Origin of the sequence: Corynebacterium sp. ACRPF (assembly GCF_022347395.1) — a bacterium.
Lineage (GTDB): Bacteria > Actinomycetota > Actinomycetes > Mycobacteriales > Mycobacteriaceae > Corynebacterium > Corynebacterium tuberculostearicum_D.
In genome coordinates this window covers 23,349-35,540 of record NZ_JAKRNB010000024.1, presented here as the reverse complement: position 1 = coordinate 35,540, position 12,192 = coordinate 23,349, and the positions used below count along the sequence as shown (strand labels likewise).

General features: G+C 62.8%; 14 protein-coding genes, 1 tRNA gene and 1 pseudogene. 5 read left to right on the top strand and 11 right to left on the bottom strand.

Translation table 11 applies throughout. The features are described from left to right. Positions 1 to 110: 110 nt before the first annotated feature. A pseudogene (locus MHX61_RS10255) lies at positions 111 to 365 on the top strand (transposase); the annotation flags it as partial. 128 nt (positions 366 to 493) lie between these two features. On the opposite strand, the gene MHX61_RS10250 reads toward MHX61_RS10255, so the two are convergent. Continuing rightward, positions 494 to 575 (bottom strand) — tRNA-Leu (locus MHX61_RS10250). A gap of 123 nt (positions 576 to 698) precedes the next feature. Here MHX61_RS10250 and MHX61_RS10245 point away from each other — a divergent pair. Next, positions 699 to 1,088, top strand: a complete 390-nt coding sequence (locus tag MHX61_RS10245) for a hypothetical protein (RefSeq protein WP_204611410.1) — start codon at positions 699 to 701, stop codon at positions 1,086 to 1,088. Between the two features lie 2 nt (positions 1,089 to 1,090). Next, positions 1,091 to 1,435 carry a DUF3817 domain-containing protein gene (locus MHX61_RS10240; RefSeq protein WP_204611086.1) on the top strand — a complete coding sequence of 115 codons (345 nt, stop codon included), beginning with the start codon at positions 1,091 to 1,093 and terminating at the stop codon, positions 1,433 to 1,435. Here the strand turns inward: MHX61_RS10240 and rdgB are convergent. The 8 genes from rdgB to clpS all read right to left on the bottom strand — a co-directional run bounded on the left by rdgB (position 1,432) and on the right by clpS (position 6,850). After that, on the bottom strand, positions 1,432 to 2,040 hold the full coding sequence (rdgB, locus tag MHX61_RS10235) for an RdgB/HAM1 family non-canonical purine NTP pyrophosphatase (protein ID WP_204611085.1): 609 nt from the start codon (positions 2,038 to 2,040) through the stop codon (positions 1,432 to 1,434). The genes MHX61_RS10240 and rdgB overlap by 4 nt on opposite strands. Beyond that, positions 2,034 to 2,762 carry a ribonuclease PH gene (gene rph, locus MHX61_RS10230; protein WP_005323955.1) on the bottom strand — a complete coding sequence of 243 codons (729 nt, stop codon included), beginning with the start codon at positions 2,760 to 2,762 and terminating at the stop codon, positions 2,034 to 2,036. The genes rdgB and rph overlap by 7 nt, the downstream gene beginning before the upstream one ends. A gap of 15 nt (positions 2,763 to 2,777) precedes the next feature. Further along, complete coding sequence (locus MHX61_RS10225; protein ID WP_239194593.1) at positions 2,778 to 3,539, bottom strand: MBL fold metallo-hydrolase; 762 nt, start codon at positions 3,537 to 3,539, stop codon at positions 2,778 to 2,780. A gap of 71 nt (positions 3,540 to 3,610) precedes the next feature. Continuing rightward, positions 3,611 to 4,390 (bottom strand): glutamate racemase, encoded by a 780-nt coding sequence (gene murI / locus MHX61_RS10220; protein WP_239194590.1) that lies wholly within the window; start codon positions 4,388 to 4,390, stop codon positions 3,611 to 3,613. Beyond that, on the bottom strand, positions 4,390 to 5,043 hold the full coding sequence (locus MHX61_RS10215; RefSeq protein WP_005323951.1) for a rhomboid family intramembrane serine protease: 654 nt from the start codon (positions 5,041 to 5,043) through the stop codon (positions 4,390 to 4,392). The genes murI and MHX61_RS10215 overlap by 1 nt, the downstream gene beginning before the upstream one ends. 13 nt (positions 5,044 to 5,056) lie before the next feature. Next, entirely contained in the window at positions 5,057 to 5,983 is a 927-nt protein-coding gene (locus MHX61_RS10210) for a P1 family peptidase (protein WP_239194599.1), read from the bottom strand. Beyond that, positions 5,983 to 6,519: a DUF2017 domain-containing protein gene (locus MHX61_RS10205; RefSeq protein ID WP_005327313.1), complete on the bottom strand. Its 537-nt coding sequence runs from the start codon at positions 6,517 to 6,519 to the stop codon at positions 5,983 to 5,985. Before MHX61_RS10205 ends, MHX61_RS10210 begins: the two co-directional genes overlap by 1 nt. Before the next feature lie 4 nt (positions 6,520 to 6,523). Further along, positions 6,524 to 6,850 carry an ATP-dependent Clp protease adapter ClpS gene (clpS, locus tag MHX61_RS10200; RefSeq protein ID WP_005323948.1) on the bottom strand — a complete coding sequence of 109 codons (327 nt, stop codon included), beginning with the start codon at positions 6,848 to 6,850 and terminating at the stop codon, positions 6,524 to 6,526. A gap of 122 nt (positions 6,851 to 6,972) precedes the next feature. On the opposite strand from clpS, the gene MHX61_RS10195 reads away from it, so the two are divergent. After that, positions 6,973 to 8,301, top strand: coding sequence for a nicotinate phosphoribosyltransferase (locus MHX61_RS10195; protein ID WP_284820739.1), 1,329 nt, complete (start codon positions 6,973 to 6,975; stop codon positions 8,299 to 8,301). An 18-nt stretch (positions 8,302 to 8,319) separates the two neighbouring features. Then, a complete protein-coding gene (locus MHX61_RS10190) occupies positions 8,320 to 10,299 on the top strand; it encodes an ATP-dependent DNA helicase (RefSeq protein WP_239194587.1) in 1,980 nt (659 codons plus the stop codon). Here MHX61_RS10190 and MHX61_RS10185 read toward each other — a convergent pair. Together MHX61_RS10185 and serB are read right to left on the bottom strand one after the other, a co-directional pair. Continuing rightward, on the bottom strand, positions 10,265 to 10,996 hold the full coding sequence (locus MHX61_RS10185) for a peptidyl-tRNA hydrolase (protein WP_239194584.1): 732 nt from the start codon (positions 10,994 to 10,996) through the stop codon (positions 10,265 to 10,267). The two genes, MHX61_RS10190 and MHX61_RS10185, sit on opposite strands and share 35 nt — an antisense overlap. Next, positions 10,989 to 12,179 carry a phosphoserine phosphatase SerB gene (serB, locus tag MHX61_RS10180; protein WP_239194581.1) on the bottom strand — a complete coding sequence of 397 codons (1,191 nt, stop codon included), beginning with the start codon at positions 12,177 to 12,179 and terminating at the stop codon, positions 10,989 to 10,991. Before serB ends, MHX61_RS10185 begins: the two co-directional genes overlap by 8 nt. Positions 12,180 to 12,192 lie beyond the last annotated feature (13 nt).

Genomic DNA, 12,192 nt, shown 5'->3' with positions numbered 1-12,192 from the left:
CTCGGGATGATAAGCCCCGCCGACTTCGAGAACCGCATCGGTCTAACCACCAGCAGAAAAGAAATAGCCGCCTAACCACTAGGTAGCTCCACTACGTGTCCACAATTTGCGGGCAACCCCACGAACAACAACGCATCGCCTGCGACTGGTGGCTATACCTCCACACGCAACTGCCTGACGACCCTGTAGAGATCGCCAGGCAGCAAAACTGGGGCCAGGACGCACTCGCCAAAGCACAAACCCTAGCCAACCAAGAAAAACAAGCCACCAGCGGCCACGAAGACGGCCGACCAGCAACCTACGACAGTGCCATCGACACTGCCTACAACCACTCTATGGGAATACGCAAAGGCCACATACGCTAAACCCCACCAACACAAAATGTCGTTTAGCCCGACACGCCGCAAAACAACACATTCTGTCGTTTAGGCCGACTATGCGGGCGGTGATATGCGAAAGCGCCGCCAGCTTCGAGAGCCAGCGGCGCCGATAGTGCGCCCGGTGAGACTTGAACTCACACGTCATAAGACACTAGAACCTAAATCTAGCGCGTCTGCCAATTCCGCCACGGGCGCGGGGGACTTGCCATAGTGTACACGGCACGCCGTCAATCCAGAAACCAGGGGTGTTCTGTTTTCCGGCCGCTGGTGGGTAGGGTGGAACGCGTGAGCACTCAAGAGGAAAAGAAGAACAAGCGCATGCAGGTGCGGTGGTGGCACATCCTCCTCATCGCGTTTTTCGTCGTGCTCTTCCTATTCCTGGCCTATTGGCAATGGACACGCTTCCGCTCCGGCTCGGGCACCTTCCAAAACTTGGGCTATGCCTTCCAGTGGCCACTGTTCGCCGTGTTCGTGGTCTATGCCTATCGCACCACGCTGCGCTATGAAAACGAGCGCCTCGCGGCCGAGGAAGAAGCCCGCGACATGGATAGCACCGTCACTGAGGCCCCGGCTGAGTCTCCCGCACAGCCGCAGGCAGATACCAAAATCGATGAGGATTTCCTGCCCCAGCGGCCGCAGATAGATGTGGAAACGTTCAACGCCATGAATACCCCGCGCCGCCGGCGCGGCGAGAATGAAGAAAGCTGATTATGACCAATAAAGTTCACCCCGCCCGCCAGGCCCGCATCCGCGGACCTTTGAAGTTTTTCTCCATCGCGGCCACCGTGACCGGTGTCTTCCTGATTATCCTGGTCATCCGCATGGTCTGCCAGTACCTCATCGGCATGGAGATCCCAGAGTGGGCCACCTATATCGCGATCGTGCACGGCATCGCGTACATGACCTACCTGCTGTCCATCCTCATCCTCGGCCCGCGCGCGCTGTGGCCGGTGGGCAAGCTCTTTACCACCGCCCTTGCCGGCGTGGTGCCCTTCCTGTCCTTCTGGATGGAGCACAAGCGCCGCAAGGAGATTAAGGAGGAGTTCCAGCTTTAGGAACTACGAACCAGCTCCGCGATGGCGGGGACTAGTTGACTTAGAGCGCGGCCGCGATGCGAGACCGCGTTCTTTTCTTCTGAGACCATCTCCGCGGCCGACCGGGACTCGCCTTCTGGCTGAAAGAGCGGGTCATAGCCAAAGCCGTTGTCCCCGCGCGGCTCGCGCAGGAAGCGGCCTTCCCAGCGGCCCTCGGCCACGTGCTCGGTGCCATCGGGAGTCACGAGCGCGCAGACGGAGACAAAGGCGGCGGCGCGGCGCTCATCGGGGACATCGGCCATCTGTGCCAAGACCAGGTCATTATTGGCCTGGTCATTGCCGTGCTGGCCGGACCAGCGGGCGGAAAGCACGCCGGGCATGCCGTTGAGCTCTTCGATGGCCAGGCCGGAATCATCCGCGATGGTGGCAAAGCCGGTCGCGGCCGCGCCGGCGCGGGCCTTGATGAGCGCGTTATCGGCAAAGGTGCGGCCGTCTTCCACCGGCTCTGGGTAGGGCTCCACGGCGGATAGCGGGCGCAGCTCGACGCCCTCGATGCCGGCGTCGGCCAGGATGCGCTCCAGCTCCGCGAGCTTCTTCGGGTTATTGGACGCGACGAGAATTACCACCCCAGCGCCGCCTTCTGTGCGGCAATGAGCTCGCGGCAGCCCTTCTGGGCTACGTCTAGCATCTCGTTGAGCTCCTCGCGGCCAAAGAGGCCATGCTCGCCGGTGCCCTGGATTTCCACGAAGTCACCGGATTCCTGCATCACCACGTTGAGGTCGACCTCGGCGCGGGAGTCTTCCTCATAGGGCAGGTCGAGGCAGATTTCGCCATCAATGATGCCGACCGAGACCGCGGCGATGGGATCGAGCAGCGGCTCGCCGGGGACGACGCCCTCGGCCTTGAGGTGTGCGATGGCGTCGGCAAGCGCAACATAGGCGCCGGTGATAGACGCAGTGCGGGTGCCGCCATCAGCCTGGAGGACGTCGCAGTCGAGCTGGATGGTGTTCTCGCCCAGCTCCTCCAAGTCCACCGCGGCGCGCAGGGAGCGGCCGACGAGGCGGGAAATCTCATGGGTGCGGCCCTTGACCTTGCCCTTCATGGATTCGCGCGGCATGCGGTCATGGGTGGCAGAAGGCAACATGGCGTACTCGGCGGTAAGCCAGCCTTCGCCCGAATCACGCTTGAAGCGCGGCACGCCATATTCCACAGATGCGGTGCACATGACGCGGGTATTGCCAAACTCCACCAGCACCGAGCCGGCCGGGTTGGTGGTGAAATTGCGGGTAATGCGGACGCTGCGCATCTGGTCGAGCGCGCGCCCATCGGCACGAGTAAATTCAGTCATGCCGTCCAGCGTATCTTAGAACTCCATCCCCGCGGCGCCGAGGACAATCTCGCCGTCGAATTCGGAGCGGGCGGCCTCCAAAGTAGCTTGCGCATCGCCCCACGGCTGAATGTGGATGAGCACCAGCTTGCTCACACCCGCCTCGCGTGCCGCCCTACCGGCTTCCGCGCCCGACATGTGCATGTCCGGCGCCTTGCCCTCCGAGGTCTCGCCCCAGGCCGCCTCGCAGAGGAAGATATCGGCGCCACGGGCGGCTTCGACAAGCGCGGGCGTATACGAAGAGTCACCGGAATAGGTAATAGTCTGGCCCGTCTTCGTGTGCTCCACGCGCAAGGCATAGGCCTCTACCGGGTGGTTTACCGGGAAGGGGGTGATATAGACGTCATCCACGAGCTGGCGCTCGCCCGGCTCCCAGGCGCTGAAGGCGAAGGTATCGGACATGTCATCGATGCCATCAACCTCATCGGAAGACAGGCGGCCCAAGTGCGTGGGCGTAGCCTTCGGCCCGAAGCACATATTGCGCGAAGCCGCCGGTGCCGTGGGATGGAAGCGGCGCCACACCATCAAGGAAGGAAAATCCAGGCAGTGATCGGCGTGGAGGTGGCTAAAGGCCACGTGCGCATCACAAGGATCCTGCTGCTGTTCCAGCTGCGCCAAGGTGCCAGGGCCCATGTCGAGGACGATGGACGGCGCATTATCGAAGGACAGCAAATAGCCGGAGGCGGGATTTTGGGCGGTGGGGACGCTACCGGAGCAGCCTAGGATGGTCAGCTTCATGGGCTCAATAGTTCCATGAAATCACCCCGCATGCGTACTCAACGTGCAAACGGGGGAGAAATTGCACTTCCTTATGCAATCTGGGGGCCGAGAAAGCGCGTGGCAAGGCGGGCAAAGGCCTCTGGGTCGCCGGTGGATTCAAAAGTGTGGACCGGCTGATTCTCTGCGGGGGCCAACATATCCGTTTCCGTGAGGATCCGCATCACGTCCTTAGTGGTCTCCTCCGAGGAGGTCACCAACGAAACACTATCGCCCATCGCCAGCTGGATAATGCCAGTCAACAGCGGATAGTGCGTACAGCCCAACACCAGCGTGTCTACCCCTTGTGCCTGCAGCGGGGCTAGGTAGCCCTCGGCGACGCCGAGGATCTGGCGGCCGGCGGTAATGCCGCGCTCGACGAAGGGAACAAAGTCCGGGCAGGCGGTGGCAAAGGCCTGCACCTTGGGGTTGAGTGCGAATAAGTCTTGGTAGGCACCAGACTTGATGGTGCCCTCAGTGCCGATGACGCCGATTTTTCCGTTGCGCGTGGTGGACATGGCTCGGCGCACCGCGGGCCGGATGACCTCCACGATGGGGATATCATAGCGCTCACGCGCATCGTGCAAGAAGGCGGCGGTGGCGGTATTGCAGGCAATGACCAGCATTTTGCAGCCGCGCTCCACCAGCCGATCGGCCACGTCTTGGGAAAAGGCGCGGACTTCCGAGATGGGCCGCGGGCCATAAGGGCTGTGGGCGGTATCGCCGGTATAGATGACGGATTCGTGCGGCAGCTGTTCCATCACCGCGCGGGCCACGGTGAGCCCGCCCACGCCGGAATCAAAGATGCCGATGGGAGAGGTCGCAGTTGGCATTAGCGCTTCACTGCCTTAACCGGGTCGTCCGAGGTAATGGTCATACCGGCGAGGATTCCGCCGATGGCGCCGAAGAGGTGGCCCTGCCAGCTCACGCCCTCGTAGACGGGCAACACGCCCCATACCAAGCCGGAGTAGGCGAAGCCGAGCACGATGCCCAAGATGGTCTGGATGAGCGAACGGTTAAAAATTCCGCGCACAATCAGATATGCCAGCCAGCCATAGACCAAGCTGGAAGCACCGATATGCGAGGTACCGGGGCCGCCGATAAACCAGGTTCCAAGGCCCGCAACCAGCGTGGTGATTAGCGTGACCTCCCACCAGGCCTTGCGGCCGGAAAGACCGATGAGGAAGCAAAAGATGGCGCCAGGTACCGAGTTGGACATCAAATGCTCAAAGTTCGCGTGGAGCAGCGGGGCGGTGACAATGCCCCAGATGCCATTGAAATCCAGCGGGCGAATGCCGTAGTTAGAAAGCTGGCCACCAAAGAGGAAGGCGTTGATGATGTGGACCGCCCACTCCACCACCAGGAAACCAAAGGCTATAGAAAAGCCGGTGGTGATACGGCCACTGCGGGTGTAGTTCTTGGAATCGCCGCGGTTGACCTGGCCCGTGGGCGCCGGCCGGTAGTTAGATGTTCCACCTGAAGTCATAATGCGCCTTATCTTAGTCCAGCAGATAGCGGTACGCGCTCAAGCCTAGGCCGGGGTTGGCGGCGGTGACCGCGTTGACGATGGCTTCTTCCACGGCGTCGGCGGCCGCGGCGCACAGCTGGGTGACCACCTGCGTGCTCAGTTCGGCTGGGCGCTTGGCGGTGGACAGGGCAAAGATCGTGTCCCCATCCAGCGGCGAATGCGCAGGACGCACCGCACGGGCGATGCCGTCGTGGGCAGTCATGGCCAGGCGCTGGGCTTGGGCGGTGGTAACGGGGGCGTCGGTAAGCACGGCGCCGATGGTGGTATTGAGCTTGGACTCCGCTGGGTGCGGCAAGGCGCGGTAGGCGGCAGCATTGACCGGGGTGCGCCCCGGCGCGCCGTACAGCCGGCCGGACTGCGGCTCGATGACCTCGCCCACGGGATTGGCAACCATCGCGGCGCTGACCTCGTAGTCACCCACCCGGCGCGTGGCCAGCCCGAAGCCGCCCCGTAGTTTGCCAGCAGTGGCTCCCACTCCGGCGCCCACCGAACCCATGGATCCGTCGCTGCCTATGAGCGCGGCTCGCAGCGCGGCTGCGCCTTCTTCCGGCCCAGGGCGAGAAGGCCCGACCAGCAAGTCAAAAATGACGGCGCCGGGAACGATGGGCACGCGCGGCCCAGGCTTGTCCTCACCGAAGACGGGAAAGCCGATCCCTTGCTCTGCCAGCTCATTCATCACGCCGTCGGCAGCGGCTAGGCCAAAGGCGGAGCCGCCTGCTAGCACCACGGCGTGGACGCGCTCGACCGTATTGTGCGGCTGTAAAAGGTCCGTTTCGCGGGTGCCTGGGCCGCCGCCGCGCACATCGACGCTGCCGAGCGCTCCGCCCGGCCCGAAGTAGAGCACTGTGACTCCGGTATCGGTGCCGCTATAGTGCCCGATGCTCATGCCGTCCAGCATTAGTCCATCAGCACCTGCAGCAGCGAATCCTGGCAAAAAGCCAGCCATTCCACGAGGCTATCGCGGTCAGACATCAGGTTGTTATCGGCCACATCGCCCGCCGCGACAAAGAGGCGGAGGTCGTTCAGGCCAGCGACGAAGGCCTGGGCCTCTTGCTCGTTGATAGTAACCTCTACCCCACCGGTAGGTCCGAGGGCAGAGCCAATTACCTGCAGGTTTTCCAGCTTGGCGCGCGCAATGTCGTTTTCATGCAGGGAACGCAGCAATGATGCATCGCCTTCATATTCCTCATCGCCGGGCATTTCAAAGTCCGGGAAGAGGCGCGCCAGCGAGGGATCGTCCGGGGCCTCGGTGTGGCCGGTGGGCATGTCCAGCATTTCCGCCAGCTCGTCCTTGGGCGCGGACTGGGCGCGCTTAATGATCGCCTCAGAGACGGTGGCGGTGAGATCGCCCAGGACCTCGCGCTCCATTGGTTCGAATACGGCCGTGATCTTCGGCGCGCGCATGAGAGACTTCTTTTTCTTCCACGGTTGCATCTATTTAACCTGCCTGCTGCATCGTTGCCCACAGACCGGCGATCTGGAGCTTTTTCACGTCCGCTTCAATCTTGTCGCGCTCGCCGCTGGACACGGCGGCCTTGCCCTCGGTGTGGACCTGCATCATGAGTTCATTGGCCCGCTTCTTGTCATAGCCCAACACTGTTTGGAATACATAGGACACGTAGCTCATCAAGTTGACGGGGTCATCCCACACGATGCACATCCACGGCAGGTTCTCGCTCGTGGCTACGTCTACGTCGAGTTCTTCATCCAATTCGGGCGTAGCCATCGGAGAGCTCATCCGGACTACAGGAAATTGCGCCTTCATGCCCTCTAGCCTAACCATATTTGGGAATCTATTGTGGGCCCGCGCAATCTGGCTTCGCACATTCCGGCGCCAAAGAATCTAAACCCCTGAAAACCACCTAGTCAGTGGGTATTATCACTCCCGTGAATGACAAAGCTATCCCTAATGATCGCTCTACTGCACTGCTCACGGATAAATATGAGCTAACGATGCTCCAGGCCGCGCTGCGCGATGGCTCGGCAAACCGCCAGGTCACCTGCGAGGTATTCAGCCGCCGCCTGCCCAATGAGCGCCGCTATGGCGTAGTTGCCGGCACCGAACGCGTCCTGCGCGCAGTGGAGGATTTCCGCTTCTCGGCCAATCAGTTAGCGGAGATGGACTTCCTGGATGAGCAGACTAAGGAGTACCTGCGCCACTACCGCTTTTCCGGGCAGATTGACGGTTACCGCGAGGGCGAGCTTTATTTCCCCAACTCCCCCATCCTGACGGTGCGCGGCACCTTTGGGGAATGCTTGGTTCTTGAGACCGTCATCTTGTCCATCATGAACGCCGATTCCGCGGTGGCTTCGGCCGCCTCCCGCATGGTCACGGCAGCCGACGGCCGCCCCATTATCGAGATGGGCTCGCGCCGCACCCACGAGTATGCGGCGGTAACCTCCGCCCGCGCGGCCTACCTGGCCGGCTTCAATGCCACCTCCAACTTGGAGGCGGGCTACCGCTACGGCATTCCGGTCTCCGGCACTGCCGCCCACTCCTGGACCTTGGCGCATACCAACCCGGATGGTACCCCGAATGAAGAGGCCGCCTTCCGCTCCCAGATCGACACCCTTGGCGTAGACACCACGCTTTTGGTCGATACCTATGACATCACCAAGGGCGTCGAGACCGCAGTGAAGGTAGGTGGACCGAAGCTCGGCGGCGTTCGCATCGATTCCGGTGACCTGGGTGCGGTTACCCGCCGCGTGCGCAAGCAGCTGGATGATTTGGGCAATCACAACACCAATATCGTGGTATCTTCCGACCTTGACGAGTTCGCCATCGCCGGCCTGCGCGGCGATCCGGTAGACGTCTACGGCGTCGGCACCTCCGTAGTAACCGGCTCCGGTGCGCCCACCGCGGGCATGGTCTACAAGGTCGTAGAGGTAGACGGCATCCCAGTGGCGAAGCGCTCTTCCTCCAAGCAATCCGTCGGCGGTGCCAAGCGGGCGCTGCGCACCTACCGTTCCTCGGGTGTGGCGGTAGAAGAGATCGTCTACCCCTTCGACGCACCAGCGCCGGATACCGGCCAGCTCGATACCCGCGAGATGACCATTCCCCTCATGCGCGATGGCCACATCGTCGACGGGCTGCCTGATCTGCATGCCTCCCGCGAGTATTTAGATCAGGCCCGCAAGACCCTGCCATGGGAAGGCCTGGCGCTCTCCCGCGATGAAGCGGCCGTGCCCACGCGGATGGTGGGCTTTAAAAAGTAGGCCGCTAGACTGTGTGGGGTGAGTGAGCACGCAGATGAGCCCCTAAACCTCGACACGGAAACGCTGCTGGGAAAGGCCGTTGATGCGCTGGGCGGCAGCCGGCGCGAAGGCCAGGTGCGCATGGCCACGGCCGTCTCGGCCGCGCTCGAAAAGGAGCGCCACCTAGCTGTGCAGGCCGGTACCGGTACCGGTAAATCCCTGGCCTACTTGGTCCCGGCTATCCGGCATGCGATGAACTCGGGGTCCACCGTCATCGTCTCCACCGCGACCCTAGCCTTGCAGCGCCAGCTGGTGGAGCGCGATCTGCCGCGGCTTACTAAGGCCCTCGCCCCTGTGATGGAGCGTACGCCCACCTTCGCCATCATGAAGGGCCGCAATAACTACCTGTGCATGAATAAGATTGCGGCTACCCCGGATGACCCGGAAGCTCTTATCGACGAATCCGAGATCTCCCACCGCGGCAAAGCCGTGCGCCGCATCCACGAGTGGGCGCAGGAAACCGACACCGGTGACCGCGATGACCTAGAGCCTGGCGTACCGGACTTGGTATGGCGGGCGGTATCGGTCACCTCCAACGAGTGCTTGGGCGCGTCGCGCTGCCCGCACGGGCCGGATTGCTTTGCGGAAGAGGCTCGCAGGGCGGCTGCCGACGTCGACATCGTGGTCACCAACCACGCCATGCTCGCCATCGACGCGGTTTCTGAGGCAAATATCTTGCCGGAGCACGACGTCGCCATTATCGATGAGGCTCATGAGCTCGACGGCCGCATCACCTCTGTATCCACCGCGGAGATTACTACCCGCGCCATCAAGATGGCCGCCAACCGCGCGAAGTCGCTGGGCAATGCCGGTAGCCTCTCGGACTTGGCCGAGGAATTTGATGACCTGATGAAAATCCAAGAGCCCGGCCGTTGGACCGACTTGGATGAAACTTCCCAGGGCCACCTGCGCGCGCTTGCCGACGAATTCCTGCGCGTTAAGTCCCTCATTTCTCGCGCACCAGAAGGCGAAGCGACCGACGACCCAGAGAAAAACGCCGAGCGCCAAAACTTGAGCAACCACCTCTCCGACCTCGCGCAGGCTGTGGCGCGCATGCTGGAGGTTTTCGCCACCGATGACCCGGCCAAGCAAGACGACGTCGTCTGGCTCGAGCCCGATCCGCGCAGCGACGCCGAGACCCTCGCCGTGGCGCCCCTCTCCATCGCCCACATGCTACGCGAGAACCTCTTTGGGGAGCAGACGGTGGTGCTGACCTCGGCCACCCTCGCCCTCGGCGGCCGCTTCGATGCCATGGCCGCGCAGTGGGGCATGCCGAGCGGCACCTACGACACCTTGGATGCGGGCACGCCCTTCGACCCAGCCAAATCCGGCATCCTGTATACCGCCAAGCACCTGCCCGCGCCGGGCCGCGATGGCCTGCCCAAAGAAACCATCGATGAGATCTACGAGCTCATTATGGCCGCCGGCGGGCGCACGCTTGGTCTGTTCTCCTCCCGCCGCGCCGCGGAAGAGGCGGCCACCGCCCTCAAGCCGCGCATCCCCTTTGACCTCTTCGTACAAGGCGAGGATTCCATCGGCGCGCTGGTAGAGAAATTCTCTCAGAAGGAAAACTCCTGCCTCTTCGGCACGCTTACCCTGTGGCAAGGCGTGGACGTGCCGGGGCCGGCCTGTTCGCTGGTCATCATCGACCGCATTCCGTTTCCTCGGCCGGATGATCCCCTGATGCAGGCGCGCGCCCAGGCGGCCGATGCTGCGGGCCGCTCCGGGTTTATGGAGGTCTCCGCCAACCACGCCGCCTTGCTCATGGCACAGGGCGCAGGCCGCCTGCTGCGCCACGTAACCGACCGCGGCGTGGTGGCCGTGCTCGATAACCGCTTAGAATATAAGCGCTACGGCAGCTTCCTCAAGGCCTCCATGCCAAGCTTTTGGCAGACCACCGACGCGGATACGGTGCGCGGCGCGCTTAAGCGATTGGTCGCCGCAGGGCGCACACGGTAGCCGAGTCCGGAGCAATCTCCGTAAACCCGGCGTCCACGATCACCACGGCGCCGTCCTGCGCGCAGGCCGTGCGAAAATCTTCGCCGGGCACCTCGCGCACCGAAAGCTCAAAACCCGTGTCGGCCCAGGCACGAGCCTCCTCCACCGACATCGCCGCGGCGAGCATCATCGAACCGTGGCCCACCTGCGCTGCGGCCTTGCCGGCAGACATATCGAGACTGCGGTCGACGTAGATGACGGGGGCGTCGCCAAGCGGGGCTCCCGGCTCATCATAGGCAAGGTCAGTGTGACCGATCTGCAGCTTGCCGATGAGCGGATCCACCTCCCCCACGGCCGAAGGCGCGAAGGCCCGGGCACGGTCCGCCACAGTCACGCCCGGCAGGCTCTGCACATCGCGCCAGGCCTTATTGCGCGCCCGGCGGGCGATTTTGCGGATGCGGTGGCCATACCACTGGCCCAGGGCGTGAGCGAAGGCCCCGTCCTCCCCCGCGCGCTCGTCCAAGCACACGGCCACAACGGCGCTGGCGGCCGCCTCCAGCACTTCCGTGCGCGCCGGCGGCTCCTGCTTTGGCAGGTTAAGCGCAATCTGCATCGCTTGGATGGTGGCGGGCTCGTCGGGGTTTTCTGGGTCATCGCGCCACGAACGCGAATCACATGCCTCCACCAAACGCTGGTGGGCTACTTCAAACTTATCCACGAACAACCTCCTCGGCCGGAATTCCCAAAATCTGTAGTACCTCATCCAACCGCCGGTGATTTACCGAGGTATCCGCCACCTCTTGCAGCGCCGGCTTAGCGTTAAAGGCGATGCCCAGCCCCGCGGCGGTAATCATATCGATGTCATTGGCGCCGTCGCCCACGGCGACCGTCTGGCGCATGCTCACGCCGGAATCCGCGGCGAACTCCCGCAGGAATTCCTCCTTGGCCTTGCGGTCAACCACCTTGCCGGTTACGCGGCCGGTGAGCTTGCCATCGGCGATCTCCAAGGTATTGGCGCGGACGTAATCTAAGTGCATTTCTGCGGCTAGGCCCTCTAGAACTTGGATGAACCCACCGGAGACCACAGCGGTGCGATAACCGATGTGGTTGAGCGTGGCAATGGTCTCGCGGGCACCGGAGGTCAGCTGAATCTCGCGGGCTACCTCATCGATGATGGAAGCATCCAGGCCGGCCAGAACGGCCACGCGCTCGCGTAGGGACTCCTCAAAATCCAACTCGCCGCGCATAACCCGGGCCGTAATGGCGGCAACCTCTTCCTCTTTGCCGGCGTGCGCGGCTAGCATCTCGATGACCTCGCCTTGGATGAGGGTGCTATCGCAGTCGAAGCAGACGAGGCGTTTGGAGCGTCGGCCCAGACCCGCAGGTTCGATGGCAATGTCGATACCAATCTGCTGTGCTAGCTCTGCCAGCGCTTGGCGCACAGGTGCCGCGGAACCATCGAGGGACAAGAAAAGCTCCAGGCCGGTGAGCGGGGAGGTCGACAGCCCGCGGATGCGGTCGATATTGGTATCGAAGTTGGCCAGTACGCGGGCGACCTCCTCTACGTGGTGGGCGGTGACTTCCGTTCCCATGAGAACCACCACATGCGTGGAGCGAGCTCGCGCGCTAGATTCCTCCTCCCGCACGTCCACGGATACCTGTTGCCCGTAGATGCTCAAGGTATTGCGCAACCCCTGTGCAATCTGATCGGCGCGCGTACGGGGAATGCGGGTATGGGCAGCAAGGGTGATGCGGCCGGAAAAGATGGCCTGTTCGACGTCGACAAGCGCGGCGTTATAAGACGCTAACACGCGGAAGAAGGCCGCCGAGACCCCAGGCTTGTCCGGCCCGGTGGTGGTAATAACGGCATAGGTATCAGCTTGGGTACTCACGCCGCCCATTATCGCACGTAGG

Excerpts from the sequence above, each read along its gene's own strand:
- MHX61_RS10225 (WP_239194593.1), bottom strand. The coding sequence starts at position 3,539 with ATGAAGCTGACCATCCTAGGCTGCTCCGGTAGCGTCCCCACCGCCCAA.
- serB (WP_239194581.1), bottom strand. The coding sequence starts at position 12,179 with ATGGGCGGCGTGAGTACCCAAGCTGATACCTATGCCGTTATTACCACC.
- MHX61_RS10210 (WP_239194599.1), bottom strand. The coding sequence starts at position 5,983 with ATGCTGGACGGCATGAGCATCGGGCACTATAGCGGCACCGATACCGGA.
- murI (WP_239194590.1), bottom strand. The coding sequence starts at position 4,390 with ATGCCAACTGCGACCTCTCCCATCGGCATCTTTGATTCCGGCGTGGGC.
- MHX61_RS10240 (WP_204611086.1), top strand. The coding sequence starts at position 1,091 with ATGACCAATAAAGTTCACCCCGCCCGCCAGGCCCGCATCCGCGGACCT.
- MHX61_RS10245 (WP_204611410.1), top strand. The coding sequence starts at position 699 with ATGCAGGTGCGGTGGTGGCACATCCTCCTCATCGCGTTTTTCGTCGTG.
- MHX61_RS10215 (WP_005323951.1), bottom strand. The coding sequence starts at position 5,043 with ATGACTTCAGGTGGAACATCTAACTACCGGCCGGCGCCCACGGGCCAG.
- clpS (WP_005323948.1), bottom strand. The coding sequence starts at position 6,850 with ATGAAGGCGCAATTTCCTGTAGTCCGGATGAGCTCTCCGATGGCTACG.
- rph (WP_005323955.1), bottom strand. The coding sequence starts at position 2,762 with ATGACTGAATTTACTCGTGCCGATGGGCGCGCGCTCGACCAGATGCGC.
- MHX61_RS10205 (WP_005327313.1), bottom strand. The coding sequence starts at position 6,519 with ATGCAACCGTGGAAGAAAAAGAAGTCTCTCATGCGCGCGCCGAAGATC.